Origin of the sequence: Micrococcus sp. TA1 (assembly GCF_014199555.1) — a bacterium.
Taxonomy (GTDB): domain Bacteria; phylum Actinomycetota; class Actinomycetes; order Actinomycetales; family Micrococcaceae; genus Citricoccus.
On sequence record NZ_JACHNW010000002.1, the window covers coordinates 1 to 24,259 of the forward strand.

The 24,259-nt window shown below is 72.5% G+C and carries 24 protein-coding genes; 13 read left to right on the top strand and 11 right to left on the bottom strand.

The annotated features are described in order from the left end of the window. A partial coding sequence (locus GGQ69_RS11375) for an acyl-CoA dehydrogenase family protein (protein ID WP_255459681.1) occupies window positions 1-428 on the top strand: 428 nt, incomplete at its 5' end. Window positions 429-484: 56 nt separating this feature from the next. Here the strand turns inward: GGQ69_RS11375 and GGQ69_RS11380 are convergent. Both GGQ69_RS11380 and GGQ69_RS11385 read right to left on the bottom strand, forming a co-directional pair. Next, on the bottom strand, window positions 485-709 hold the full coding sequence (locus GGQ69_RS11380) for a DUF2945 domain-containing protein (RefSeq protein WP_183528624.1): 225 nt from the start codon (window positions 707-709) through the stop codon (window positions 485-487). A 136-nt stretch (window positions 710-845) separates the two neighbouring features. Next, window positions 846-1,181, bottom strand: a complete 336-nt coding sequence (locus GGQ69_RS11385) for a cytoplasmic protein (RefSeq protein WP_183528626.1) — start codon at window positions 1,179-1,181, stop codon at window positions 846-848. A 129-nt stretch (window positions 1,182-1,310) separates the two neighbouring features. Between GGQ69_RS11385 and GGQ69_RS11390 the strand changes: the two genes are divergently transcribed. The 3 genes from GGQ69_RS11390 (at window position 1,311) to GGQ69_RS11400 (ending at window position 3,369) form a co-directional block, all read left to right on the top strand. Then, window positions 1,311-2,063 carry a ZIP family metal transporter gene (locus GGQ69_RS11390; protein ID WP_183529436.1) on the top strand — a complete coding sequence of 251 codons (753 nt, stop codon included), beginning with the start codon at window positions 1,311-1,313 and terminating at the stop codon, window positions 2,061-2,063. A 40-nt stretch (window positions 2,064-2,103) separates the two neighbouring features. Beyond that, window positions 2,104-2,709 (top strand): hypothetical protein, encoded by a 606-nt coding sequence (locus GGQ69_RS11395; RefSeq protein WP_183528628.1) that lies wholly within the window; start codon window positions 2,104-2,106, stop codon window positions 2,707-2,709. A 63-nt stretch (window positions 2,710-2,772) separates the two neighbouring features. After that, window positions 2,773-3,369, top strand: coding sequence for a cyclodeaminase/cyclohydrolase family protein (locus GGQ69_RS11400; protein ID WP_183528630.1), 597 nt, complete (start codon window positions 2,773-2,775; stop codon window positions 3,367-3,369). Between the two features lie 137 nt (window positions 3,370-3,506). Here the strand turns inward: GGQ69_RS11400 and GGQ69_RS11405 are convergent, their stop codons facing one another. Beyond that, window positions 3,507-4,424 (bottom strand): serine hydrolase, encoded by a 918-nt coding sequence (locus tag GGQ69_RS11405; RefSeq protein ID WP_183528632.1) that lies wholly within the window; start codon window positions 4,422-4,424, stop codon window positions 3,507-3,509. An 86-nt stretch (window positions 4,425-4,510) separates the two neighbouring features. On the opposite strand from GGQ69_RS11405, the gene GGQ69_RS11410 reads away from it, so the two are divergent. After that, a complete protein-coding gene (locus tag GGQ69_RS11410; protein WP_183528634.1) occupies window positions 4,511-4,897 on the top strand; it encodes an MmcQ/YjbR family DNA-binding protein in 387 nt (128 codons plus the stop codon). Between the two features lie 65 nt (window positions 4,898-4,962). On the opposite strand, the gene GGQ69_RS11415 is transcribed toward GGQ69_RS11410, so the two are convergent. After that, entirely contained in the window at window positions 4,963-5,928 is a 966-nt protein-coding gene (locus GGQ69_RS11415; RefSeq protein WP_183528636.1) for a serine hydrolase, read from the bottom strand. 71 nt (window positions 5,929-5,999) lie between these two features. Between GGQ69_RS11415 and GGQ69_RS11420 the strand changes: the two genes are divergently transcribed. Beyond that, a complete protein-coding gene (locus tag GGQ69_RS11420; RefSeq protein ID WP_183528638.1) occupies window positions 6,000-7,367 on the top strand; it encodes a serine hydrolase in 1,368 nt (455 codons plus the stop codon). A gap of 33 nt (window positions 7,368-7,400) precedes the next feature. Here GGQ69_RS11420 and GGQ69_RS11425 read toward each other — a convergent pair whose 3' ends face one another. The 5 genes from GGQ69_RS11425 to hutU form a co-directional block, all read right to left on the bottom strand. Continuing rightward, entirely contained in the window at window positions 7,401-7,805 is a 405-nt protein-coding gene (locus GGQ69_RS11425; protein ID WP_183528640.1) for a hypothetical protein, read from the bottom strand. Window positions 7,806-7,949: 144 nt separating this feature from the next. Beyond that, the gene (gene hutG / locus GGQ69_RS11430) at window positions 7,950-9,077 is read right to left on the bottom strand and encodes a formimidoylglutamase (RefSeq protein WP_183528642.1); all 1,128 of its coding nucleotides are present in this window, start codon (window positions 9,075-9,077) and stop codon (window positions 7,950-7,952) included. Further along, window positions 9,070-10,665 carry a histidine ammonia-lyase gene (hutH, locus tag GGQ69_RS11435; protein ID WP_183528644.1) on the bottom strand — a complete coding sequence of 532 codons (1,596 nt, stop codon included), beginning with the start codon at window positions 10,663-10,665 and terminating at the stop codon, window positions 9,070-9,072. Before hutH ends, hutG begins: the two co-directional genes overlap by 8 nt. After that, entirely contained in the window at window positions 10,662-11,852 is a 1,191-nt protein-coding gene (hutI, locus tag GGQ69_RS11440; protein WP_183528646.1) for an imidazolonepropionase, read from the bottom strand. The genes hutH and hutI overlap by 4 nt, the downstream gene beginning before the upstream one ends. Further along, window positions 11,852-13,576 (bottom strand): urocanate hydratase, encoded by a 1,725-nt coding sequence (gene hutU / locus GGQ69_RS11445; RefSeq protein ID WP_183528648.1) that lies wholly within the window; start codon window positions 13,574-13,576, stop codon window positions 11,852-11,854. Before hutU ends, hutI begins: the two co-directional genes overlap by 1 nt. A 173-nt stretch (window positions 13,577-13,749) precedes the next feature. On the opposite strand from hutU, the gene GGQ69_RS11450 reads away from it, so the two are divergent. The 4 genes from GGQ69_RS11450 to GGQ69_RS11465 all read left to right on the top strand — a co-directional run bounded on the left by GGQ69_RS11450 (window position 13,750) and on the right by GGQ69_RS11465 (window position 17,413). Then, complete coding sequence (locus GGQ69_RS11450) at window positions 13,750-14,187, top strand: MarR family winged helix-turn-helix transcriptional regulator (RefSeq protein ID WP_183528650.1); 438 nt, start codon at window positions 13,750-13,752, stop codon at window positions 14,185-14,187. A 90-nt stretch (window positions 14,188-14,277) separates the two neighbouring features. Further along, a complete protein-coding gene (locus GGQ69_RS11455) occupies window positions 14,278-14,700 on the top strand; it encodes an organic hydroperoxide resistance protein (protein ID WP_183528652.1) in 423 nt (140 codons plus the stop codon). Beyond that, a complete protein-coding gene (locus tag GGQ69_RS11460; protein ID WP_183528654.1) occupies window positions 14,700-15,182 on the top strand; it encodes a glutathione peroxidase in 483 nt (160 codons plus the stop codon). The genes GGQ69_RS11455 and GGQ69_RS11460 overlap by 1 nt, the downstream gene beginning before the upstream one ends. A gap of 110 nt (window positions 15,183-15,292) precedes the next feature. Beyond that, on the top strand, window positions 15,293-17,413 hold the full coding sequence (locus GGQ69_RS11465) for a BCCT family transporter (protein ID WP_183528656.1): 2,121 nt from the start codon (window positions 15,293-15,295) through the stop codon (window positions 17,411-17,413). A 120-nt stretch (window positions 17,414-17,533) separates the two neighbouring features. Here GGQ69_RS11465 and GGQ69_RS11470 read toward each other — a convergent pair whose 3' ends face one another. After that, a complete protein-coding gene (locus GGQ69_RS11470) occupies window positions 17,534-18,943 on the bottom strand; it encodes an MFS transporter (protein WP_183528658.1) in 1,410 nt (469 codons plus the stop codon). A gap of 19 nt (window positions 18,944-18,962) precedes the next feature. Further along, window positions 18,963-20,027, bottom strand: coding sequence for an MBL fold metallo-hydrolase (locus tag GGQ69_RS11475; protein WP_183528660.1), 1,065 nt, complete (start codon window positions 20,025-20,027; stop codon window positions 18,963-18,965). A gap of 108 nt (window positions 20,028-20,135) precedes the next feature. Here GGQ69_RS11475 and GGQ69_RS11480 point away from each other — a divergent pair, with 108 nt between their 5' ends. The 3 genes from GGQ69_RS11480 (at window position 20,136) to GGQ69_RS11490 (ending at window position 24,184) form a co-directional block, all read left to right on the top strand. Further along, window positions 20,136-21,068, top strand: coding sequence for a LysR family transcriptional regulator (locus GGQ69_RS11480; protein WP_183528662.1), 933 nt, complete (start codon window positions 20,136-20,138; stop codon window positions 21,066-21,068). A 203-nt stretch (window positions 21,069-21,271) separates the two neighbouring features. Then, complete coding sequence (locus GGQ69_RS11485) at window positions 21,272-21,427, top strand: hypothetical protein (protein ID WP_183528664.1); 156 nt, start codon at window positions 21,272-21,274, stop codon at window positions 21,425-21,427. 189 nt (window positions 21,428-21,616) lie between these two features. Next, the gene (locus tag GGQ69_RS11490) at window positions 21,617-24,184 is read left to right on the top strand and encodes an ATP-dependent Clp protease ATP-binding subunit (protein WP_183528666.1); all 2,568 of its coding nucleotides are present in this window, start codon (window positions 21,617-21,619) and stop codon (window positions 24,182-24,184) included. Window positions 24,185-24,259: the final 75 nt, after the last annotated feature.

A 24,259-nucleotide genomic window follows, 5' to 3' on the forward strand; every position in this document is an offset into this window, starting at 1 on the left:
TCCTGCCCCAGGAGCGGCTGGGCGCCGCGGTCTACGGGATCGCGCACGCCCGGCAGATCCTGGACGAGACGCTCGAGTACACCAAGGAGCGCACGGCGTTCGGTCAACCCATCGGCGCCTTCCAGCACAACAAGTTCCTGCTCGCCGAGCTGGTGACCAAGGCCGAGGTCACCCAGGCGTTCGTGGACGAGGCGGTGCTGGCCCACACCACCGGCGAGCTGTCCGCCGTGGACGCCGCCAAGGCCAAGTACTGGGCCTCGGACGTGCAGAACGAGATCCTGGACCACTGCGTCCAGCTCTACGGCGGCTACGGCTACATGAACGAGTACCGGGTGGCCCGGGCCTGGAAGGACGCCCGCGTGAACCGCATCTGGGCCGGCTCCAACGAGATCATGAAGGAACTCATCGGGCGCGACCTCGGGCTCTGAGCCCGCCGCCGGCGCACCGGTGCGTCAGCCATCGGCGTGGCGCCGCGGGGTGCCGCTCAGTCCTTGAGCCGGGTCAGCGCGCTGCCCTTGTGGGCGGCCACGTGATCCGTCTTGTCACTCTTGATCTCGTACTGCGGGTCCTCCGCCGAGGCCCGGCGGGTGTGTCCCTTGTAGTCGAAATCGCTGGTGTGGACCCTCGTGATGGTGCCCGAGACCCGACCGGCCTCGGAGTTCCAGCTCACGTGGTCTCCCACGGAGAACGGGGTGGACCGTCCGGACATGATCGCTCCTGGGGTTGCCGTCACACGCTCCGGGCGGGCCGGGGCGTCTCGTTGCGGCCACCCTATCCCCACCGGCCGCCGGCCCCCAGGCCGGGCCCGGGTGCCCACGTCCTCAGCCGGCCCGGTCGCCGATGCCTCAGCTGGGCCCGAGCGCCTCGCCCCGCGGGGCCTGGCCGACGCGCTTGAGCTCCACGAAAATCGCCCTCGAGGGCGTGTCCCCCGTGTTCTCGCCGGAATGACGCTGGGCGGGCACCCAGTTGACCGTCCCGGCGGGGATGTCCACGTCCCGCTGGTGCTCACCCGCGACCAGTCGGCGGCGGATGTGGCTGAGGGAGTACATGACGCTGTCGGGGTGGTCGTGCGGCGTCGTCCGGTCGCCGGGCCGGTCGGTGTATTCCAGCACCCGCACCTCGTCGTTCTCGAACAGGACGGAGTAGTGCTCCGGATTGGTGACCACGGGATCGAGTTCCACAGCAGCAGTGTCCTCCTGCCGCGGGCCCAGGCCCAGACCTGCCGACCGGAGGCGCGCCCACGGGCCCACGGCACGCACCGGCCCTTCCCCGCGGCCCGGTCGTGCACGATCCTGAACCCGGAGGTGCGTATGCCGGAATGGCTGCTGGCCGGCGGGGCCGGCCTGATCGCCGGTGCGGCGCTGCTGCTGGGCAGCGTCATCGCCTGGTTCGTCGACGTGCCGCGGCGGGTGGTGGCGGCCGTGATGGCCTTCGGCTCCGGCGTGCTGATCTCCGCCCTGACCTTCGAGCTCGTCGACGAGGCCCTGACCACCGGTGGACTCGCCGCCACGGTCATCGGCTTCGCCGTCGGGGCGGTGACCTACGTCGGACTGAACATCGTGCTGGCCCGGTTCGGGGCCCGGCACCGCAAGCGCTCGGGTCACCAGCAGTCCGGACTGGACGGGGACGGTGCCGGCGGGGCGATCGCGATCGGGGCCCTGCTGGACGGGGTCCCGGAATCCATGGTGCTGGGGCTGAGCGTGCTCGTCGGCGGCGGGGTCAGCCTGCCGATGTTCGTGGCCGTGTTCATCTCCAACGTCCCGGAGGGGCTCTCCAGCACGGCCGGCTGGAAACGTGCCGGGCGCGGGCCGGGCTACGTCTTCGGGATTTGGGGCGGCATCGCGGTGGCCTCCGGGCTGGCGGCGCTGGCCGGCTACCTCCTGCTGGACGGCGCCCCACCGGCCACGCTGGCCGTCGTCAACGCGCTGGCCGCCGGGGCCATCCTGGCGATGATCACGGACACCATGATCCCGGAGGCCTTCGAGGACGCCGCCCTGTACTCGGGGCTCATCGCCGCCGCCGGTTTCCTGGCCGCCTTCAGCCTGCACGCGGCGCGCGGGTGATGATGGGATGAGCAGACCACGACGGCGGCGGGAGACGCGCATGGACCGATGGCAGTTCACCGGCCACATCGCCGGGGCCGGGACCTCCGGTGGGACCCGGCTGGTGCTCGGCGCCTGGGACCACAGCCCCCACGGGCCGTTCGCGGACGTCATGGTGGAGCACCCGGACGGCCGGCGCGAGCTGCTGGCCCCGGACGACTGGGTCGCCGACTTCGTCTCGGCCACCTACGTGTTCGACGACGTCCGGCAGGTCCCCGTGTCCGTCGCCGTCGAGGGTCCCGCCTGGACCGTGCGGGCCGGGCCGCTGCACTGGGAGTTCACGGTGGGGCGGCGGACGGCCTGGGGGCACCTGTTGCGCGCCGTCCCGCCCCGGCTGGGCCGCACCCTGACGGTGGCGCGGGTCAGCGACCGGGTGGCCCGGGTGGTGATGCCCGGGGTGCGGACGCTGGGCACCGCGGGGAACGACCGGCTCGAGTGGTACTCCGCCCGGGACCTGCACCGCATCACCGCCTCCACGGCCTCCTGGGGCGGCCGGGACCTGGGCGGCCTGACGGAGATGGACCCGCCACCGCGGTTCGGGTTCAGCTCCACTCCGCGGGAGCCCATGCTCACCACGCTGACCAGCACGGTGCGGTTGCCGCGCTGACGAGGCCACACCCGGGCCGCCGCAGGACTGGCGCGGTTCCGGACGCGGTGCTGTGATGGACCCATGATCCGGCACGAGCGCATCGAGGACTACCTGAACCGCCTGGCCTCCGGCGAGCCGACACCCGGCGGCGGGGCCACGGGCGCGCTGATGGCCGCCCAGGGAGCGGCCCTGGTGGCCATGGCGGCCCGGTTCAGCGATCGGGAGGAACTGGCCGCCCGCTGCGAGCGGATCGCCGTCACCGCGCTGGGGCTCTCGGACGCGGACGAGTCGGGGTTCGCCTCCGTCGCCGACGCCTTCGCGATGCCCCGGGACACCGAGCCGGAGCGTGCCGAACGATCGCGGCAGATCCAGCAGGCCATCGAACGGGCCGCGGAACCGCCGGGGGCCATCGTGACGGTGGCGGCCGACGTCGTGGGCGTGGCGACGGAACTGCTGGAGGACTACAACCAGAACGTGCTCAGCGACGTGGGCGCCGCGCTGGGCGCCGAGCGCGCGGCCCTCATGGCCGCGGTGGTCACCCTCGAGACGGACCTGGCGCCGCTGAAGGATCCCGAGGTCGAGACGCGGTTGCGCAAGGACATCGACGGCGCCGCCCGGCTCATCGACGACGTGGACGCCCTGGTCACGCGGGTGCGCCGGTTGATCCGGGGCGGGTGAGCCGCCCGGTCATCGTCCGTCCGGGTCGAGAGGACATCGCCCCCTGCGTCTCCGCACGGACGTGTCCTCCCGATCCGGACGAACGGGCGGCGGGCAGGACCGGCCGGCGGCACCGCGGACCGGGGCGCGCTCCGGCCTCAGCCGACGTCCCGGGCCCGGGCCGCGGCCAGGCCGAGCGAGCCCAGCGCCGCGCCGGCCTCGAGCGCGGATCCCGCCGGGTCCTCTGTGCGGGTCCGCGGGTGGTAGGCGGCCACGCACGCGGCCGGCCGCCCGGTCCCGACGTCGGCCGGCAGGATCAGCACGGAGGCGCACCCGGGTGCCCCGGGGGGCGTCAGGAGCTCGAGGCCGGAGACGGTGCGGTGCGGGATGGTGCGCGGTCCGAAGCCGGGCAGGGCGCTGGCCAGTCCGGCCGGTTCGAACGCCGTGCCCATCCAGCCCAGGATCCGCTCGGAACGGGCCGTCCCGTCGGTGGCCAGGCGCTCCAGCAGGGTGCAGAGGTCGGCCGGGGTCGTCGTGCCGAGGAGGCCCTCACCCCAGCTCTCCCCCGGCGCGTCCGCGTCCCCGAGGACCGCGGGTTCCAGCGCGGTGAAGGCCGTCGCGTCGAGGCCCAGGCCGGCCACCGCCCGCTGGGCCTCGCCCAGGACGTCCGCTCCCCTGGCCGCCAGGAACTCGAGCAGCGCCACCACGCACGCCGCGTCGCCGGTCCCGACGACCAGGGCGATCGCGTCGTCCACGGTCAGCTGCAGCTCGCCATCCATCCGCCGCAGCGTCCCGGAGCGGGCGGCCGCGCGGTGCTCGCCACGGATGGTCACCGGCTCCGCCGGTAATTCCGGGTCGCGCTCCGCCAGTTGCGCCACGGCGACCGCGAGGAACAGCTTGCCGGTCCCGGCCAGCGGGTGCCGGTCCTCCGCCCCGTGCGCCACCGCGGCACGTGGCGCGCCCCCGGGCGCCGCGGGGAACCGGACGGCGAAGCGCAGCCCGGTCGCTGACGTCGTGAGGTCCTGCAGGGAGACCACGCCGGGGCCGAGCGGGTGCGGTGAGCCGTGTCCAGACATGTGTCCCAGCCTACGAGGGCCGCCCACGTCCGGGTGTGGGAGGCTGGCGGTCAGGCGGAGGGACGACGGCCGGCAGGAGGGACGCGGTGAACGGCACTGAGCTGCAGGACAGTGCGCGGGAGATGGCCGAGGAGTTGCCCGCGTCCACCGTGGGACACCCCTTCGGCCCCGAGCACGAGGTCTACAAGGTCAGGGGCAAGGTCTTCATGCTGCTGACCGACGTGGTGGGCGCGCCCGTCGTGACCCTGAAGGCCGAGCCGGAGGACTCCACGGCGCTGCGCGCGGCCCACGACGAGATCACGCCGGGGTACCACATGAACAAGCGGCACTGGATCACGATCGGCCCGGGCGAGAGCGTGGACAGGACCCTCGTGCGGGAACTGGTCACCGACTCCTACCGGCTCGTGGTGGCCGGGCTGCCGCGCGCCGAGCGTCCCGTGGACCCGGACACCTTCGGGGCCGCGCCGGCGTAGACCCTGCGGCCTGCCGGTCATCCGGCCATCCGATTAGCCGGTCACCCGGCCCGGCGGCCAGGCGGTCAGGCGGTCACGAGCGGTGAGACCGCGTCCTGCACGGCCAGGCCGACCGCGGCGAACGCCTCGAAGACGGCGTTGCGCCCGGGCAGCCCGTCCGGCAACCGGGTGGGGACCGACTCGGCGAACACCGCGAGCGCGGCCAGCGGCGTGCCGTCCCCGTCCAGCGCGATGCCCACCTGGGACAGCGAGCGCAGTCCGCGGCCGTTCTTCTCGGCGAAGCCGATGCGCCCGGTGGCGGCCCCCAGTCGCGGGGTGTGGATCCCCCGCATCAGTTCCACGGCGAACCGGCAGTTCCCGGCGGTCAGCCGCAACGCGGCCGCGGCCTCCTCGTCCGAGACTCCGCGGGCGATCGAGGCCAGCAGGTGGCACTGGTCCGCCGCCGTGGTGACGGTGATGGCGTCCAGCGGGTGGGACCACGTCAGGTCGCCGGTGCGCGGGAAGGTCTCGCGGTGCCACGTGGCGCGCATCCCGGCCCAGGCGCAGTAGTCGTTGACGAACTGCAGTGCGGCCTGCTCCGCGGAGGTCCCGGGCAGGACGAGGTCGACCGCCGAGCCGATCGCCTCGAACACCAGTTGCGTGCAGATGTTGTCACTGGTCGCCATCATCTGCACCAGGCAGTCGCGCAGGCTCAGCTCGATCCCGGCCGAGAGGTTGCGCATGATCCCGGCCTGCACCCCGTCCCTGAGGTCCTCCGTGACGGTCAGCCGCCGGTCCAGACTGAGCCGCCCGGTGCGCACGAGGGCGAGGGCCGCGCAGAGCACGCCCACCTTGCGCGTGGAGAAGGAGGGGACCACGACGTCGGCGCGGCGCGAGAGCGTGAGGCCCCCCGCCGGCGTCGGGAGGCCGCCGGCGGGTGCGGGCCGCGCGGCCCCCAGCGCGGGTCCCAGCAGGCGGACCCGGTAGTGCAGTGCGAAGGGAACGGCGTCGGCCAGGGCGGTGAGGCGGCGCTCCAGCGCGGTCGGTTCCATGGGCCCATCTTAAGTTGTCCAGCTCACACATCCTTCGTACCGTGGAGGCATACCAACGAGAGGAACGCGTCATGCGTCGTCGTCCGGTCGCCCTCGTCGCGGCCACTGCACTGGTCGTCGGGATCTCCGCGGGCGGGACGGCTCCGGCCGCCGCCGTGCAGGCCGGACCGCAGGACGCCGGTCAGGGGCCGCCGACGTCCCAGGGCCAGCCGTTCCTCGACCGGCTGGACCTGCAGGAGCGCCTGGACCTGCAGGAGCGCCTGGAGCAGCGGGACCGCCCGGAACAGCATCGTCAGGCGCCGGGGACTGAGGTCCCCGGGCCCACGCACGGGGACGGGGACCGCGAGTCCCGGCAGCTCGAGCGCGCACTGGACCGGGCCGCCCAGGGACTGGTCGACGACGGCGCCGTCGGCGTGACGGCCCGCGTGGACTCTCCGGACTTCTCCTGGCGTGGCTCGGCCGGGCACCGGGAGATCGACCGCAGGCCGCAGGCGCGGTCGCAGGACCGGTTCCGCGTCGGCAGCATCACCAAGACCATGGTCGCCACGCTGGCCCTGCAGGAGATCGAGCGGGGGCATCTGGCGCTGGACACCAAGGTCGAGGACATCGTCCCCGGCCTGTTCCCCGGTCAGCCGGACGTCACCGTGGAGCACCTGCTCAGTCACCGGTCCGGCGCACAGACCGCCTCGGTGGAACTGATCGCCACCCGGATGACGGACCTGTCCGACTGGAACCAGTTCATCGCCGCCCTCGGCGAGGACTACACGCCGCAGGACCACCTGGACGTCGTCAACGCACTGCCCTGGCTGTTCGCACCGGGCACCGACTTCAGCTACTCCAACGCGGGGTACGTGGCCCTCGGCGTGGTGCTCGAGGAGGTGACCGGGGAGGACCTCGGGGACCTGCTGGAGGACCGGGTGTTCGACGAGGCCGGGATGCGTCACAGCTCCTTCCCGGACGAGCCCCAGCACGGTGGGCGGTTCCTCACCGGGGCCATGTGGACGGGAGGGACCGACGTCGGCGGTCTCGGCTGGCAGTCCCTGCGCGGGTTCGACCCGGACGTCTTCGACGCGGCCGGCGCCGTGGTCAGCACCACCCGGGACCTGAACCGCTTCGCCGAGGCGCTGACCTCCGGAGAGCTGGTCGACGAGGACCTGGTGGAGGAGATGGTCACCCCGCGGACCGGGGACGTCGGCGGGTACGGGCTGGGGATCTACCGCGTGCCGGACCCCTGCACCGGACCGGGCGAGGCACCCCAGTGGCTGTACGGCCATGACGGGCTGACCTTCGGCACCGCGGCCCTGGTGTTCTCCTCCGCCGACGGCACCCGGCAGGTCTCCCTCGGCGCCACGGGCCGGGACATGACCACCGCCCAGCCCCTGACCTACGACGTCAACGAGTTGCTGGTGCCGATGCTGGAGGCGACCTGCGAGACCTGAGGACCCGCCCGCGGCGGGGAGGTCACCTGAGGGTCAGTCGTCGCACTCCGTCTCGAAGGTGAGTCCACTGCCCGGGTCGTAGTGGACCAGCAGCACCTCATCGGGTGCGGAGCCCTGACTGATCAGGTCCGCGCGATAGTCGAAGGTGTAGTCACCCAGGGCGAAGACCTCGCTGTGGCTCTCCTCGAGGACGTACTCGTTGCCCTGGTCACCGACCGCCGTGCCCCGGGCATCGCCCTCGACGCTGATCGACCAGTCGGGCTGGATCTCGTAGGCGGCCTGGAGGGTCCCCTCCCCCCGGATGGTTCCCCCCTCGCAGTCGTCGACAGTGAAGGAGAACGGTTCGACGCGTTCGGTGGCGGCGTTCGCGGCGCCGGCCGGGGCCAGCAGGCTCAGGAAGAGGGCCGCGGGGACAAGGGTTCGGAGGACTGCACGCATGATGACCTACCTAGGACACGGCTGAAGGGCTCTGTGGATGGAGGACGTGCATCGCGAGGGCGTGCACGGACGGGGCAGCATCACTGCCGTCTCACCGCGGTTGAGAAGCCACCCTAGGACCACGGTCGAGAGAAGCGGAAGGGATCAGCGCCCCGTGCCGTGGCCCCGGCTGCGGGGGCTCACCCCGGCTCGGGCTGGTCCCCCGGACCCCGGTGCACCCTGCGCGGCCGCGGCGTGGACCACGGTCGTGATCAGCCGGGCGGCCGTCCGGGCCGTGCGGCCGTCGACGTCGTACCGCGGATTGAGCTCGACGACGTCCAGCACCGCCGTCCTGCCGCTGGCGGCCACCTGCCGGCAGACGGCGTGGATGACGTGGACCGGCACGCCGAACCCGGCCGGGGCGCTCACCCCGGGGGCGACGGCGGCCGGCAACACGTCCAGGTCGACGCTCAGGTGGACGACGTCGGCCCGGCCCAGCGCGTCCTCGACGAACGCCGCGACGCTCTCGGGCCGGTCCGCGCAGTCCTCGTCGGTGAGGTAGTGGACCCCGAGGCGCTCGGCGGTGTCGAACAGCGCCCGGGTGTTGTTCGGTGGGCTGATGCCAAGCACCGCGTAGTCGACGGGGCGTCCGGCGGCGGCCTCGGCCTCGGCGATCTGCCGGAACGGCGTTCCCGAGGTGGCCCGGTCCGCGGCCCGCAGGTCGAAGTGCGCGTCGAGGTTCAGGATCCCGAGCCGGCCGCCGGCCGCGCGGGACGCGGGAGCCTCACCGGACGCGGCGGCCCCACCGGACGAGGCGGCCAGGCGCGAGGAGGCAGCCAGGCCCAGGTAGCTGCCGTAGGCCGCCTCGTGGCCGCCCCCGAGCACGACGACCAGCCGATGGTCCTCCAGCAATCGCGCCACCCGGCGGCCCAGGTGCACCTGGGCGGACTCGAGGTCCTCGCCGGCCACGGTGACGTCGCCGGCGTCGTGGAGGCCGAACTCTCCGTGCACCGCCAGGGGGGCGAGGGCCCGGCGCAACACCGCCGGTCCGGCGGCGGCGCCGGGCCGTCCGTGGTTGCGGCGGACGCCCTCGTCACTGGCGAAGCCGATGAGGGCGACCGTCGCCGGCACCCCGGAGAGGTTCGCGCCACCGGGCGGGCCCGGCACCTCGGACGGGCGGACGGCCCCCGGCCCGCGCACCACGTCGTGCCAGCGCCGGTGTTCCGGCCCCGGGCCGTCGGAGCGACCGGACCACGCCTCACCCCGTGCGCCGGGAGCCGGTTGCTCAGGCATGTCCCCCGTCCCCCTCCCGGTCCGGCCGGTGCCGCGGTGCCCAGCCGGTCAGGGTGTGGCCGAGGTCCATGGCCTCGGCCGCGGTGGCCACGACCGCCCCGCTGGTGACCAGCTCGACCACCGCGGCCAGGTCCGGGGACAGGAACCGGTCCGGCCCGGGCCCGGGCACCCGGCCGCGCACCAGCCGCAGGAGTGCCCCGGTGACCGGTGCCGGAGCGGCTGCGCGCAGCTCGAGGGCGCGGGTGGCGGCGTAGAGCTCGACGCCGATCACGGCGGCCAGGTTCTCAAGGGCGGTGCGCAGCTTCCGCCCAGCGTGCCAGCCCATGGACGCGTGGTCCTCCTGCATCGCCGAGCTGGGGATCGAGTCCACGCTGGCCGGCACCGCCAGCCGCTTGGTCTCGGCGACCATCGCGGCCTGCGTGTAGTGGGCGATCATCAGCCCCGAGTCCACGCCCGGGTCGTGCGCCAGGAACGGTGGCAGGCCCTGGTTCCGGGCGACGTCCATCAGCCGGTCCGTGCGCCGCTCGGTGATCGAGGCCACGTCGGCCGCCACGATGGCCAGGAAGTCCAGGGCGTGGGCCAGCGGGGCGCCGTGGAAGTTCCCGTTCGAGGAGACGGACCCGTCGTCGAGCACCACCGGGTTGTCGATCGCGGCGCGGAGCTCGCGCCCGGCCACCTGCTCGGCGAAGGCCAGGGTGTCCCGGGCGGCGCCGGTCACCTGCGGGGCGCAGCGCAGCGAATACGCGTCCTGCACCAGGTGGTCCGAATCCCGGTGCGAGGCCACGATGGCCGAGCCCCTCAGGGCGGCGAACATGTTGGCCCCGCTGGTGGTCTGACCGTCATAGGGGCGCAGGGGTCCCAGCACCTCCGGCCGGAACACCTGGTCGGTGCCCAGCAACGCCTCCACGCTCGCCGCGGCGGAGAGGTCCGCCACCGTCAGCAGGTTCTCCAGGTCGTCCAGCGCCAGGACCAGCATGCCCAGCATCCCGTCCGTGCCGTTGACCAGCGCCAGGCCCTCCTTCTCCTCGAGCCGCACCGGAGTGATCCCGGCGGCCGCCAGGGCGCCGGCGGCAGGGACGGGCCGGTCCTCGGCGTCCAGGACCTCGCCCTCTCCGGTCAGCACCAGGGCGCACGCCGCGAGCGGCGCCAGGTCCCCCGAGCACCCGAGAGAGCCGTACTCGCGGACCACCGGGGTGATCCCGGCGTTGAGGACCGCCACGTAACCGGTCAGCGTCCCGGGCCGCACGCCGGTCCGGCCCGTGGCCATGGTGCGGGCCCGCAACAGCATCAGCGCGCGGACCACCTCGCGTTCCACCGGCCGGCCCATCCCGGCGGCGTGCGAGCGGACGAGGGACCGCTGCATACGACTGCGCAGCGCACCGGGGATGTGCCGCTGGGCCAGGGCGCCGAACCCGGTGGAGACCCCGTACACGGGGCGTGCGGCCCCGGCGAGCCGGTCGACGTGTTGCCGGGTCGCCCGGACCCGGTCGAGCGTGGCGGCGCTGATCGTCACCGGCGCCCCGAACCGGGCCACGGCGACGACGTCGCGCAGGCTCAGGGCGTCCGGGTCCAGCTCGATCGGTGTCACGGCCAGTCCTGCCCCGCGATCAGGCGACCGCCCCGGTACACCCGCCGGACGAGGTCGACCCCGGGCCGGTAGGCCAGGTACCGGTGGCTGGGCGCGTCCAGGACGATGAAGTCGGCGCGGGCGCCGGCGGTGAGCCGGCCGACGTCGGGCCGGCGCAGCGCGGCCGCTCCCCCGGCGGTGGCGGCCCACACCGCCTGGTCCACGGTGAAGTGCATGTCCCGCACGGCCACGGCGATGCAGAAGGGCATGCTGCTGGTGAAGCTCGAACCGGGGTTGCAGTCGGTGGCCAGGGCGAGGGTGACCCCAGCGGTGAGGTAGCGGCGGGCGTCCGGGTAGGGCTGTCGGGTGCAGAACTCGGCGCCGGGTAGCAGGGTCACCACGGTGCCGGCGCCGGCCAGCGCGGCCAGGTCGGCCTCGGAGGCGAACGTGGCGTGATCGGCGGAGGCACAGCCCAGGCGCGCGGCGAGCTGCAGCGCCCCGCCGGCGGTGAGCTGGTTCGCGTGCAGCCGCGGCATCATCCCGTGCTCCCGGCCGGCCGTGAGGACGCGAGCGCACTGCTCCACGGTGAAGGCCCCCTCCTCGCAGAACGCGTCGACCCACCGGGCCCGTCCGGCCGCCGCCGGGATGATCCGCTCGACCACCAGGTCGACGTAGCCCTCGGGATCGTCGCGGTACTCCGGCGGGACCACGTGGGCGGCCAGCAGGGTGGCGTCCTCCGTGTGCCGGTTGATGATGTCCAGGGCGCGCAGTTCCTCCTCGAGGCTCAGCCCGTACCCGGTCTTGACCTCCACCGTGGTGGTGCCGGAGCGCTCGGCCTGCCGGAGCAGGCGGACGAGGTTCTCCTCGAGCTCTGCCGTGCCAGCAGCGCGGGTGGCGGCCACCGTGGCGGTGATGCCACCGGCCGTGTAGGGCTGTCCGGCCATGCGGGCGGCGAACTCCGCCGAGCGGTCCCCGGCGAACACGAGGTGGGTGTGGCTGTCGACGAACCCCGGCAGGACCGCACCGCCGCCGGCGCTGATGCCCTCCTCGGCCAGTGCCGCCTCGATCGGGGCCTCGGCGGCCGGACCGGCCCAGCGGACCCGGCCGTCCTCGAGGAGCAGGGTGGCGTCGGCGACGACGCCCAGCAGGCCGGGGGCGCCGGCGTCGTTGGTCACCAGCTCGGCGATGTCCGTCACGACGGTGCGCATCAGGTCCCGTTCCCACCGGGCTTCCCGGGCCGGACGGGTGCATCGGGTTCCTCGGCCATCGGGATCCGCACCCCGCGCTCGGCGGCGACCTCCCGCGCCCGGTCGTAGCCGGCGTCCACGTGGCGCATCACGCCCGTGGCGGGGTCGTTCGTCAGGAGCCGTTCCAGCTTCCGGGCGGCCAGCTCGGTGCCGTCGGCCACGCAGACCTGGCCGGCGTGGATCGAGCGCCCCATCCCCACGCCGCCGCCCTGGTGGATGGACACCCAGGTGGCGCCCGAGGAGGTGTTGACGAGGGCGTTGAGCAGCGGCCAGTCGGCCACGGCGTCGGTGCCGTCGAGCATCCCCTCGGTCTCCCGGTAGGGGCTGGCCACCGACCCGGAGTCGAGGTGGTCGCGGCCGATGACGATCGGGGCCGAGACCCTGCCCTCGGCCACGAGGCGGTTGAACAGCAGCCCGGCCCGGGCCCGCTCGCCGTAGCCCAGCCAGCAGATCCGGGCGGGCAGCCCCTGGAACTCGACGTGCTCGGCGGCGGCTCGCAACCACCGGTGCAGGTCCGCGTGGTCCGGGAACAGCTCCATCAGGGCACGGTCCGTGACGGCGATGTCGGCCGGGTCGCCGGACAGCGCCACCCACCGGAAGGGGCCGCGCCCCTCGCAGAACTGCGGGCGGATATAGGCCTTCACGAAGCCGGGGAAGTCGAAGGCGCGCTCGTACCCGGCCGTGCGGGCCTCGTCGCGGATCGAGTTGCCGTAGTCGAAGACCTCCGCGCCGCGGTCGGCGAACCCGACCATCGCCTCCACGTGCCGGGCCATCGACTCGCGCGCCCGCCGGGTGAACTTCTCCGCGTCCTGCGCGGCCTCGGCCCGCCAGGAGTCGACGTCCACGCCCACCGGCAGGTAGGACAGCGGATCGTGGGCGGAGGTCTGGTCGGTGACCACGTCGGCCGGGAACCGCCGGTCGAGCAGCTCGGGCAGGACCTCGGCCGCGTTGCCGACCAGCCCGACGGACAGGGCCCGCCCCTCCGCCCGGGCGGCCAGGACCCGGTGCACGGCGGTGTCCAGGTCCGGGGCGACCTCGTCCAGGTAGCGCTGGTCCCGGCGGCGCCGCAGCCGGGCCGCGTCGACGTCGACGATGAGGCAGGCTCCCCCGTTGAGGGTCACGGCCAGCGGTTGCGCCCCGCCCATCCCGCCGCAGCCGGCGGTGAGGGTCAGGGTGCCCGCCAGCGTCCCGCCGAAGCGCTTGCGGGCGACGGCGGCGAAGGTCTCGAAGGTGCCCTGCAGGATGCCCTGGGTGCCGATGTAGATCCAGGACCCGGCCGTCATCTGGCCGTACATCATCAGCCCCTCGGCCTCGAGGGCCCGGAAGTGCTCCCACGTGGCCCAGTCCCCGACGAGGTTGGAGTTGGCGATGAGCACCCGCGGGGCCCATTCGTGGGTGGTGAGCACCCCGACCGGCTTGCCCGACTGGACGAGCAGGGTCTCGTCGGCTCCGAGGGTGTCGAGCGTGCGCACGATCGCGTCGAAGGCCTCCCAGGACCGCGCGGCCCGGCCCGTTCCGCCGTAGACGACCAGGTCCTCCGGGCGCTCGGCCACCTCGGGGTCCAGGTTGTTCATGAGCATCCGCTTGGCCGCCTCGGTCTGCCAGGACCGGGCGGTGATCTGCGGCCCGCGCGGGGCGCGTACGACCCGCGGGCCCGACGCCGGCGGCGTGTGATGGGTGGCCACGGCTCCTCCTCGGGGTGAGGCGTTACACCCTCATGGTGGCGGAGGACGGCGGCGCCGGGAACAGGCGGGGTCCCGGAGGCGTGGAGGAACCGGGACGACCACTGGCCGGACTGATGACCACGCCCCACCGTCAAAACATTGTGCTCAATTGAATTGTGCGCAATACTTCTGGCATGAGCTCCGCCACGGCACCGAACCTGCACCTCGAGGACCAGGTCTGCTTCGCCCTGTACTCCGCGGCCCGGGCCGCCCAGCAGGCCTACCGCCCCCTGCTGGACGAGCTGGGCCTGACCTACCCGCAGTACCTCGTGCTGCTCGTGCTCTGGGAGCAGGACGGGCTGACCGTCACGTCCCTGGGCGAGCGCCTGCACCTGGACAGCGGCACGCTCTCGCCCCTGCTGCGCCGGCTGGAGGCCCACGGGTTCATCGCCCGCGAGCGCGCCGACGTCGACTCCCGCCGGGTGCTCGTCAGCCTGACCCCCGCCGGCGATGCCCTGCGCGAGCGGGCGGCGGACGTCCAGCGATGCCTGCTGGAGGCGGTCACGCTGGCTCCCGCGGAACTGCTGGCGCTGCGGGACCTGTCCCGGCGCTTCGTGAGCGCCGGAGCCTGAGGGCCCTCCGCCCGCGCGAACGGCGTCCGTCCCCGGGCGATCCGCGCCCATTCCCGATCCACCCCCTATCCATCCACCGAAGGAGATCCCATGAAGACGATCTACACCGCAGAGGCCCTGGCCACCGGCGGCGGCCGCGACGGCCACACCCGGACCGCCGACGGCACCCTGAGCCTGGACCTGGCCGTGCCGAAGGAGATGGGTGGCACCGGTAACGGTGCGAACCCCGAGCAGCTGTTCGCCGCCGGCTATGCGGCCTGCTTCCACTCCGCCCTGCAGATGGTCGCCCGCCAGGCCAGGAAGGATCTCGGCGAGTCCAGCGTGGGTGCCCGGGTGGGCATCGGCCCCAACGACGCCGGCGGGTTCGGCCTCGAGGTGACCCTCGAGGTGGTCATCCCCGGGCTCCCGCAGGACGAGGCCCAGGAACTGGCCGATGCGGCCCACCAGGTCTGCCCGTACTCCAATGCCACCCGGGGCAACATCGACGTCCACGTCACGGTGGTGCAGGACTGATGAGCACCCTGCACGACTTCACGGCCCGCACCGCCGCGGGTGCCGAACAGCCGCTGTCCGCATACACCGGCCAGGTGGCCGTGGTGGTCAACACGGCGAGCAAGTGCGGCCTGACCCCTCAGTTCGAGGGTCTCCAGGAGCTCTACGCGGAGTACAGGGACCGCGGGCTCGTGGTGCTGGGCTTCCCGTGCAACCAGTTCGCCCACCAGGAACCGGGCACCGACGCCGAGGCCGGCGAGTTCTGCCAGCTGAACTACGGCGTGGAGTTCCCCATGTTCGGCAAGGTCGAGGTCAACGGCTCCGGCTCCCATCCGGCGTTCGCCTGGCTGCGCCAGGAGACGTCCGGTCTGCTGGGCGATGCGATCAAGTGGAACTTCACGAAGTTCCTCATCGGCCGGGACGGCCGCGTGATCGAGCGCTTCGCCCCCACGACGGCGCCGGCCAGGATGCGCGGGGCGATCGAGGAGGCGCTGGGGACATAGTCCAACGGAGGGCCGGCGTGGGCCGGATCACGGTGCCCGGATGGTGACCGAGCAGGCCTGTTAGCCTCACCGAGTCCCTGATCCGTCCGTCCCGCCCCGAAAGGCGATACATGTCCTCCCCCGTTTCCGGGCCACCCCACACACTGTCCGACGACTCGAGCGCCGGTACTCCGCCGCCGCCCCGTGCGAAGATCCTCAAGCCGGTCTTCATCCCCGCGGCGGTGATCATCATCGGCCTCGTCGTGGCCTCGATCGTCTTCGCCAATGTGGCCGGTGACGCCCTCACCGAGGCCACCACCGAGCTCAACGAGGCCATCACGAGCGGCGTCGGCTGGTGGTACGTCATCGCCGTGAACGCCTTCCTGGTGTTCGTGCTGTACTGCGCGATCTCCAAGGTGGGACGCATCCGGCTGGGCCGGGACGACGAACGTCCCGAGTTCGGCCTGCTGTCCTGGTTCCTCATGCTGTTCAGCGCCGGCATGGGCATCGGCCTGGTGTTCTTCGGCGTGGCCGAGCCGCTGTGGAACTACGTGGCGCCGCCCGGAGCCTTCGGGAACGAGCCGCTGTCCTCGGACGCCGCCCGCGAGTCCGTGGGCCTGATGATGCTCCAGTGGGGTCTGCACCCCTGGGGGATCTACGCCGTCGTCGGCCTGGGGCTGGCGTACATGTCGTTCCGCCGCGGCCGCCCGATGTCCGTGCGGTGGCTGCTGGAGCCGCTGATCGGCCGCCAGCGCGTGGAGGGCTGGATCGGCCACGCCATCGACGTCATCGCGATCGTCGGGACGCTGTTCGGTGTGGCCACCTCCTTCGGTTTCGGCGTCAGCCAGGTGGTCGACGGGATCGAGTTCTACGGCTGGATGGAGCGCTCCCCGGCGCTGGTCATCGGGCTGATCGCCGTGGTGACCCTCATCGCCACGTGGTCCGTGGTCTCCGGCGTGCACAAGGGCCTCAAGTGGCTGTCCAACTTCAACATGTCCCTGGCCGCCGTCCTGGCGCTGCTCGTGTTCGCCCTGGGCCCGACGATCTTCCTGCTGCAGTCCATCCCCGAGAACCTGGGCCAGTACCTGAGCCAGCTGCCGCAGACCGCCCTGCACGTCGGGCCGTTCTCCGAGGACAACTGGGAGGGCATCTGGACCATCGCCTACTGGGGCTGGTGGACGTCGTGGGCGCCCTTCGTGGGCATGTTCATCGCGCGTATCTCGCGCGGACGCACCATTCGCGAGTTCGTCGTGGGCGTCCTGCTGGCCCCCACCCTGGTCAGCCTGGTGTGGTTCACGATCTTCGGCAACACCGGCATCCTGTACCAGCAGACGGGCCGGGAGATCACGGTGGCGGACGCGGAGACCGGTGAGCAGACGGTGAACAGCACCACCGCCCTGTTCCAGCTGTTCGAGCACTTCCCGGCCGGCATGTTCCTGGGCATCCTGGCCATGGTCGTGGTGATCTTCTTCTTCGTCACCTCCTCCGACTCGGGCTCCCTGGTGATCGACATGATGGCCCACGGCGGGGCGACGTCCACCCCGGTCGTGACGCGCGTGTTCTGGTCCGTCCTGGTGGGCGTGGCCGCGGCGGCCCTGCTCGTGGCCGGCGGCGACGTGGCCATGACGGCCCTGCAGACGCTGGCCGTGTCCACGGCGGCACCGTTCTCGGTGATCCTGGTGATCGCGTGCATCTCGCTGCTGCGGGCCTTCCGGCACGAGACACTGTCCATGCCGCAGCACATCGAGGTCATCCTGCCGGAGGGCGAGGCGGCGCCCCAGACCCCGACGACGGCCGGCGCGGTCGCTCCGGTCGCCCCTGCGGGTGCGGCACCGGCGGGAGCGCCCCGGCGGGACGAGGCCGTCGAGCAGCTGGGGGCGGCCGCCGTGGACGCGGCCAAGCCGCACCGTTATGGCCGGGAGGTGTTCCGCGGCCTGGGCGGGGCGTCGATGTCCCTCAGCGGCCTGGCCACCGTGGTGCCGACCCCCGGGGACGAGCCGGACAAGCACATCATCTCCTACCGCCGGGTGCGGCCCAGCGAGATCACCGTCAACCCGCAGACGGGCGCCGCCGAGCTCGCGGACACCGCCGGTGATCCCCTGGCCGGCGAGACCTTCGACACCCCGGAGTTCGAGTCCTCCCAGGAGTACCTGGACCAGGGCGGGCACCACGATCCCGCCCTGGATGAGATGAGTGCGGACCTCGCGTCCGAGGACGACGACGCGGTCCGGGACGCCCCCGTGGGACGCTGACCGTCCGGGCCACCTAGCCCACCGCGCTCCGCTGACATGACGGCGGCGGCACCCCAGGGGTGCCGCCGCCGTCGTCGTGTCCCCGGCCGGCGCCAGCGCCTCCGGCCGGGGAACCGGGGTTCAGGAACGGACCGCGGTGTCCTCGGCCGGCGCGACGGCAGGAGCGGTGATCTCCGAGCCGGCGGCGGTGGTCCCGTCCAGTTCCTGGATGTCCTCCGTCGAGCGGTCACGGGCCGCCAGCAAGGACACCAGGCTCATGGCCGAGAAGGCCATCCACAGGCAGGCCACCAGCCACAGGGATCCGCCGCCGGCCATGACCAGGGCCGTGGCGATCATCGGGGTGAAACCGGCACCCAGCGTGGAGGCCAGCTGGTAGCCGATCGAGGTGCCGGAGTAGCGCACCGAGGTGGGGAACAGCTCGCCGACGAAGGCGCCGTACGGCCCCGAGGTGAAGCCCTGGATCACGGACAGGCCCAGGAAGATCGCCAGCATGAAGGCCACGGTGGATCCCATTTCCAACAGGGACATCACCGGGAAGGCGAGCGCGATGGCGGCCAGGTTGCCCCAGATGAGCACCTTGCGCCGGCCCAGGCGGTCGGAGAGCCGGGAGGCGATGATGATCATCAGGATGGTGGCCACGCCGCCGAGGGCCTTGATGTTGAGCACCTCGGTCTGGGCCAGCACGGCCTGCTGGACCGCGAAGGAGATGGCCCACGCACCCATCAGGCCCTGGGCCATCTGTCCGGACAGGCCCGAGCCGATGGCGATCAGCAGGGACTTGGGGTGCTCGCGGAACAGTTCCGCGGCGGGGACGGGGCGCTTCTTGGCCTCCACGGCCGTGGAGAGCTCCTGGAAGACGCGGGACTCGGAGACCTTCATGCGGATGAAGATCGCCAGGCCCATCAGCACGGCCGACAGGATGAACGGCACGCGCCAGCCCCAGTTGAGGAACTGGTCCTGCGGCAGCATGGACATCAGCGAGAGCATCAGCGTGCCGACGATCGTGCCGGCGGGGGCGCCCATGTAGGCGAAGGACGCGGCGAACCCGCGGGACTCCTTCTTGGAGTTCTCGAAGGCCAGCAGCATCGCCCCGCCCCACTCCCCGCCGACGGCGATGCCCTGGGCCAGGCGCAGGGACACCAGCAGGATCGGCGCCCAGACGCCTATCTGCTCGGAGGTGGGCAGCAGGCCGATGAGGGTGGAGGCGATGCCCATGATCAGGACCGTGCCGATCAGGATGGCCTTGCGTCCGATGCGGTCACCCAGGTGGCCGAACAGGAGGCCTCCGAGCGGACGGGCGACGTAGCCGGCGGCGAGGGTGCCGAAGGAGACGAAGAGTGCCGCAGCGGGATCGAGACCGGAGAAGAACACCTGGTTGAAGACGATCCCCGCCGCCGTGGCGTAGAGGATGAAGTCGTAGTACTCCACGGCGGTGCCCAGGAAGCTCGAGAAGAGGATCCTGCGCATGTCCCGCGGAGAGGCGTGGTAGGTGCCCGCCGGCGTCGCCGGGGTGGGTGGTGGAGTCGTCATGGGATGTCCTCGGTTCCTGTCAGAGGCTGAGCGTAGGAGTGCCGGCGGCCTGCAGCGACGGGGTGTCGCCGGTGCCGCCGAAGGGGATGACGTCGAGATCCTCGGGGATGCTGAGGGGGCCGTCGAACGTGGTGCGGGCCTCGTCCCAGGCCTCGGGCGGCGAGTAGCTGGGGACGAGGTGGTGGAGTGCCAGGTGCCCGACGCCGGCCACGGCGGCGATGCTGCCGGCCTCGGCCGCCGTGGTGTGGGCGCGGCGATGGTGGTCCATGGTGGCCTGCATCATCTCGGCGTCCGTGTACTGCGCCTGCAGGATGTCCAGGTTGATAGCCTCGTGCAGCAGCAGGCTCGCTCCCCGGGCCAGGCGCACCATGTTGGCACAAGGGGCGGTGTCCCCCGAGATCACGACCGCACCGGCCTCGGCGTCGAACCGGAAGGCGTAGGCCGGAGCAGTGGGGTGGTGGGAGACGAGGATGGCGCTGACGGTGACGTTCTCGTCCCGGAACACCTCGATCGGCTCCATCTCCGGGGCGACGTCGGTGTCCGGGTCGAAGCCCAGGTCCCCCGGCAACTCGATCTCGCGGGGCTCGAACTGCTCGGCCGGGCTCTTGGCCAAAGAGTCGAAGATGCGGTCGTTGCAGTCCGTGGCGTAGGCGGCCAGCAGCCCGTGGACCAGCCCGTCGACCCCGGGGGTGGGTCGCTCCGGGGCGATGGGCGTCGGCACGGAGGCGGCCCGGGGGGACAACGGCGGCAGCTTGCCGCGGTCTCCCGGTCCGATGACGGGGATGGTCCCGGCGGGTGCGTTCTTCAGTTCGAACGCCCCGAAGAGCAACAGGGACGGCAGGTCCACCGTGTGGTCCGAGTGCATGTGGGTGATGAAGATCCCGCCGAGGTCGGCCATCCGCAGTCCGGCGGCCGCGGCCTGGCGGCCGGCGCCCTGTCCGCAGTCCACGAGATACCACGTCCCGTTCACGACGACGGCGGTGGCGATACCGAAACGGGGCTGGCCCTGGTGGTCGTTCCACCACCTCGGCCCGCCGGCCGTGCCGAGAGTGACCACGTAGGGCCGGTCCCTGTGCTGCTCCACGATGACTCCTGACGGGGGTGACTGAGCGGCTGGTCTCACAGTCGAGCCTCGTGGCGCGCGTCACATTTGTCTAGCTAAGATAACTGGTGAGAGTCATAAGGGGAGATGATGAGCGAACTGACCCTGCGCCAGCTGGAATACTTTGCCGCCATCGCGGAGACCCGGTCGATCACGGAGGCGGCCAGGAGGTGTCACGTCTCCCAGGCGGCCGTCAGCCTGGCGCTGGCACAGCTGGAACAGGCCGTCGGCGCCTCGCTGGCCATCCGCCGTCGGGGCCGCGGCATCGCCCTGACCGCGGAGGGGCAGGTCGTCGCCGCCCGCGCCCGGCAGGTGGTCGAGCAGGTCGCGGACATCGGCTCCGCCGTGGAGGGAGCACATGGCCGGCTCTCCGGCCGGTTGACCGTGGGGGTGTTCAGGACCCTGGCCCCCCATGTCATCCCTCCCCTGCTGGACTGGTTCACCCACCGGCACCCGGCCGTGGAACTGGACTTCATCGAGGCCGCCGGCCCCGAGGTGCAACAACTCATGCTGGGGGGCGTGGCCCAGCTCAGCGTGATCTACGAAGCCCAGGCGCTGCCGGACTGCGCGACCGAGGTGCTCCAGGAGGCGCGCCGCCAGGCCGTACTGAGCCCCGAGCACCCGCTGTCCGACCGGGAGACCGTGAGCCTTGAGGAGCTGGCCGCCCACCCGGTCATGCTGATGAGCGAGGAGCCGGCCCTGCAGCGCACGCTGGCCGAGTACGCCAAGGCCGGGGTGGAGCCCCATGTGCTCGGCCGGTCGGCCAGCGTGGGCGCCATCCACAACGTCGTGGGCCGGAACCTCGCCTACTCCCTGCTGATGCAACCGGCAGCGGCCAGCCCGGAGGGCAGGCCGCTGGTCTTCCGCCCCCTGCAGGGAAACGTCCGGACAAACTCCGTGGTGGCCGCCCTTCCCATCGGCGTGACCCGCAGCGCCCTGGTCACGGAGGCGATCACCGCCCTGCACGAGCACTGGGGGACCGCCACCCCGGAGGACCGGCACGCGCCACCGCCCCCTGGGTAGCGCCTCGTCGCAGGGTGTTTCCGGGACCGTCAACAGGTCGGACCGGCACCCGTTTAGGACCGGTTGCGTCTCATCCGGCGTGTCGCCCGGCGTGGCGTTTTCGCGCCTCCGGGGACGCGTGTAATGTCCTGCCCAATGCCCGCTCTGGGCAGGACCAGAGGCCATATCTTGGCCGGTTCAGATCCCACTCATGGAGGACGCTCATGTCCGCTTTCCTGCCCTCCTTCACTCCCGTCTCCCGAACCGCGCTGACCGGTTCGCCGAGCACCGACGTCGCCGCGTTCTGGGCGATCACCGGCGTCGTCACGCTCGCCGCGGCCGCCGGCGTCGTCGAGGTCATCGTGCACATGATGGGGTAGACCGACTGACGGCATGACGTCCTGAGCACGGCCCCCGGCGATCCTCGCCGGGGGCCGTGCCGCATCTTGAGTCAGGTCCACTCACCTTTCTTGACCTCCTCGCGGTGGTTCGGGAACATTTCCTGGAACACCCGCGTTACTTGAGCTGAACACACTCAACTCTCGCTGAGCATGTCTCGAGGAGGACCAATGCCCGCATTCTTCGGCCCCGCCGGCTCCCACGGCGATTCCTTCGACGAATTCTTCACCCGCTACCTGCAGGGTCAGCGGGTGGGCCGTCAGGGACGCCCCGTCGACATCACCCGCCTGCTGAGCAAGCGGACCCACGACGTCATCGCCGCCGCCGCGCGGTTCGCCGTCGAACGCGGCCAGACCGAGGTCGACGCCCTGCACGTCCTGCGCACCATGCTCGGCGAGGATCCGGCCGCCGCCGGCGTCCGCGCCTCCGGCGCCGACCCCCAGGCCCTCATCGCGGCCGTGGACGAGCGCCTGCCCGCTCCCGTCGAGGGGAAGGACGAGACGTCCGCGGCCCTGAACGCCTCGGCGCAGAAGGTCCTGCTGGACGGCTACCAGGTGGCCCGCGCCTTCGGCTCCACGTACATCGACCCGGAACACGTGTTCTTCGCCTTCGTGCTGAACCAGGACTCCCCCGCCGGGCACCTGCTGGCCCAGGCCGGTGTCACCCCCCAGTCGTTGCAGGCCGCCGCCCAGCAACAGGCCCAGCCGGGACAACCGAGTCACGGGCCGGGTGAGGGCCCGGGTCAGACCGGCGCCGAGGGATCCGTGCTGGAGAAGTTCGGCCTCGACCTGACCGAGGAGGCCCGCGCCGGCCGGCTGGACCCGGTGATCGGCCGCGAGGACGAGATCGAGCAGACCATCGAGGTCCTGGCCCGCCGGACCAAGAACAACCCGGTGCTGATCGGCGAGGCCGGCGTCGGCAAGACCGCCATCGTCGAGGGCCTGGCCCAGGCCATCGCCGACGACGAGGTGCCCGCCCAGCTCAAGGGCCGGCGCGTCATCACGCTGGACCTGGCCGGCATGGTCGCCGGCACCCGCTACCGCGGCGACTTCGAGGAGCGGCTCACCACCGCGATGGATGAGATCGCCGAGGACGGCAACACCATCGTGTTCATCGACGAGCTGCACACCGTCGTCGGCGCGGGGGGCTCCGGGGAGTCCGGCGGCATGGACGCCGGCAACATCCTCAAGCCGCGGCTGGCCCGCGGGGACCTGCACATGGTCGGCGCCACCACGCTCAAGGAGTACCGCAAGATCGAGAAGGACGCCGCCCTGGAGCGCCGCTTCCAGCCGGTCACCGTCCCGGAGCCCTCCGTGGAGGACACCGTGCAGATCCTGGCCGGGCTGGCCGGCCGCTACGCGGACCACCACCGGGTGACGTACACGGACGAGGCGCTGCGCGCCGCCGTCGTGCTCTCGGACCGGTACATCACCGACCGGTTCCTGCCGGACAAGGCGATCGACCTGATCGACCAGGCCGGGGCACGGTTGTCGCTGCGGCGCGGCCCGGTCGAGGGCGGCGCACCGGTGGACGTCGACGCGTTGCGCGCCACGCTCGCGGGGCTGGAGGCCGAGAAGAACTCCGCCGTCAACGCCGAGAACTATGAGCGCGCCGGCGAGCTGCGCGACGAGGTCAACCGGATCAACGAGCAGCTGGCCGAGGCCGCCGCACGGCAGAACGCGGGCGGGGCCGGTGACGTCGTCGACGAGGGCGCCATCGCCGAGATGGTCTCCCGCGCCACCGGCATCCCGGCCGCGCGGATGACCGAGGCCGAGAAATCGCGCCTGGCCCGGCTCGAGGATGAGCTGCACCACCGGGTGGTCGGCCAGGACGACGCGGTCACCGCGATCGCCCGGTCCGTCCGACGGTCCCGGACCGGGATGGCCGACCCCTCGCGGCCGGTCGGGTCCTTCCTGTTCCTCGGTCCCACCGGCGTCGGCAAGACCGAGCTGGCCAAGGCGCTGGCGCAGTCGCTGTTCGACGACGAGCACGCCATGGTCCGGTTCGACATGTCCGAGTTCGGCGAGCGCCACACGGTCTCGCGCCTGGTCGGTGCCCCTCCGGGGTACGTCGGCTATGACGAGGCCGGGCAGCTCACCGAGCAGGTCCGGCGCCGCCCGTACTCGGTGATCCTGCTCGACGAGATCGAGAAGGCCCACCCGGACGTGTTCAACCTGCTGCTGCAGGTGCTCGACGACGGCCGGCTCACCGACGGCCAGGGCCGCACCGTGGACTTCCGCAACACGGTGCTGATCATGACCTCGAACTTGGGGTCCGAGTTCCTGTCCTCGGGCGGGACGTCCCTGGGGTTCGCCTCCGCCGACGCGGCGGCCGCCCAGCGGGACGTGCGCCAGAAGGTGATGGGCCGGGTGAAGGAGTTCATGCGGCCGGAGTTCCTGAACCGGATCGACGAGACGGTGCTGTTCTCCCCGCTCTCGGCGGCGCAGTTGCGCGAGATCGTGGGACTGCAGCTGCGGGCCTCCGAGGCCCGGCTCGCCGCCCAGGGCATCGCCCTCGAGGTCGATGACGCCGCCCGCGACTGGATCGCCGAGGCCGGGTACGAACCGGCCTACGGTGCGCGCCCGCTGCACCGGGTCATCCAGCGCGAGCTGGACGACCGGGTGGCGGACCTGCTGGTCTCCGAGACCGTGGCCGAGGGGGACGCGGTGCGGGTGACCGTCGAGGACAGCCAGCTGCGCGCGACGCCGGTCCGCACGCCGGAGGCGCTGGCGGCCTGAGCCGCGGCCCGCGCGTCGTGCTCCCGGCGGCGGCGCTCCCCGCACCGTGCTCTTGGGTCACGGTCACGCCGCGCG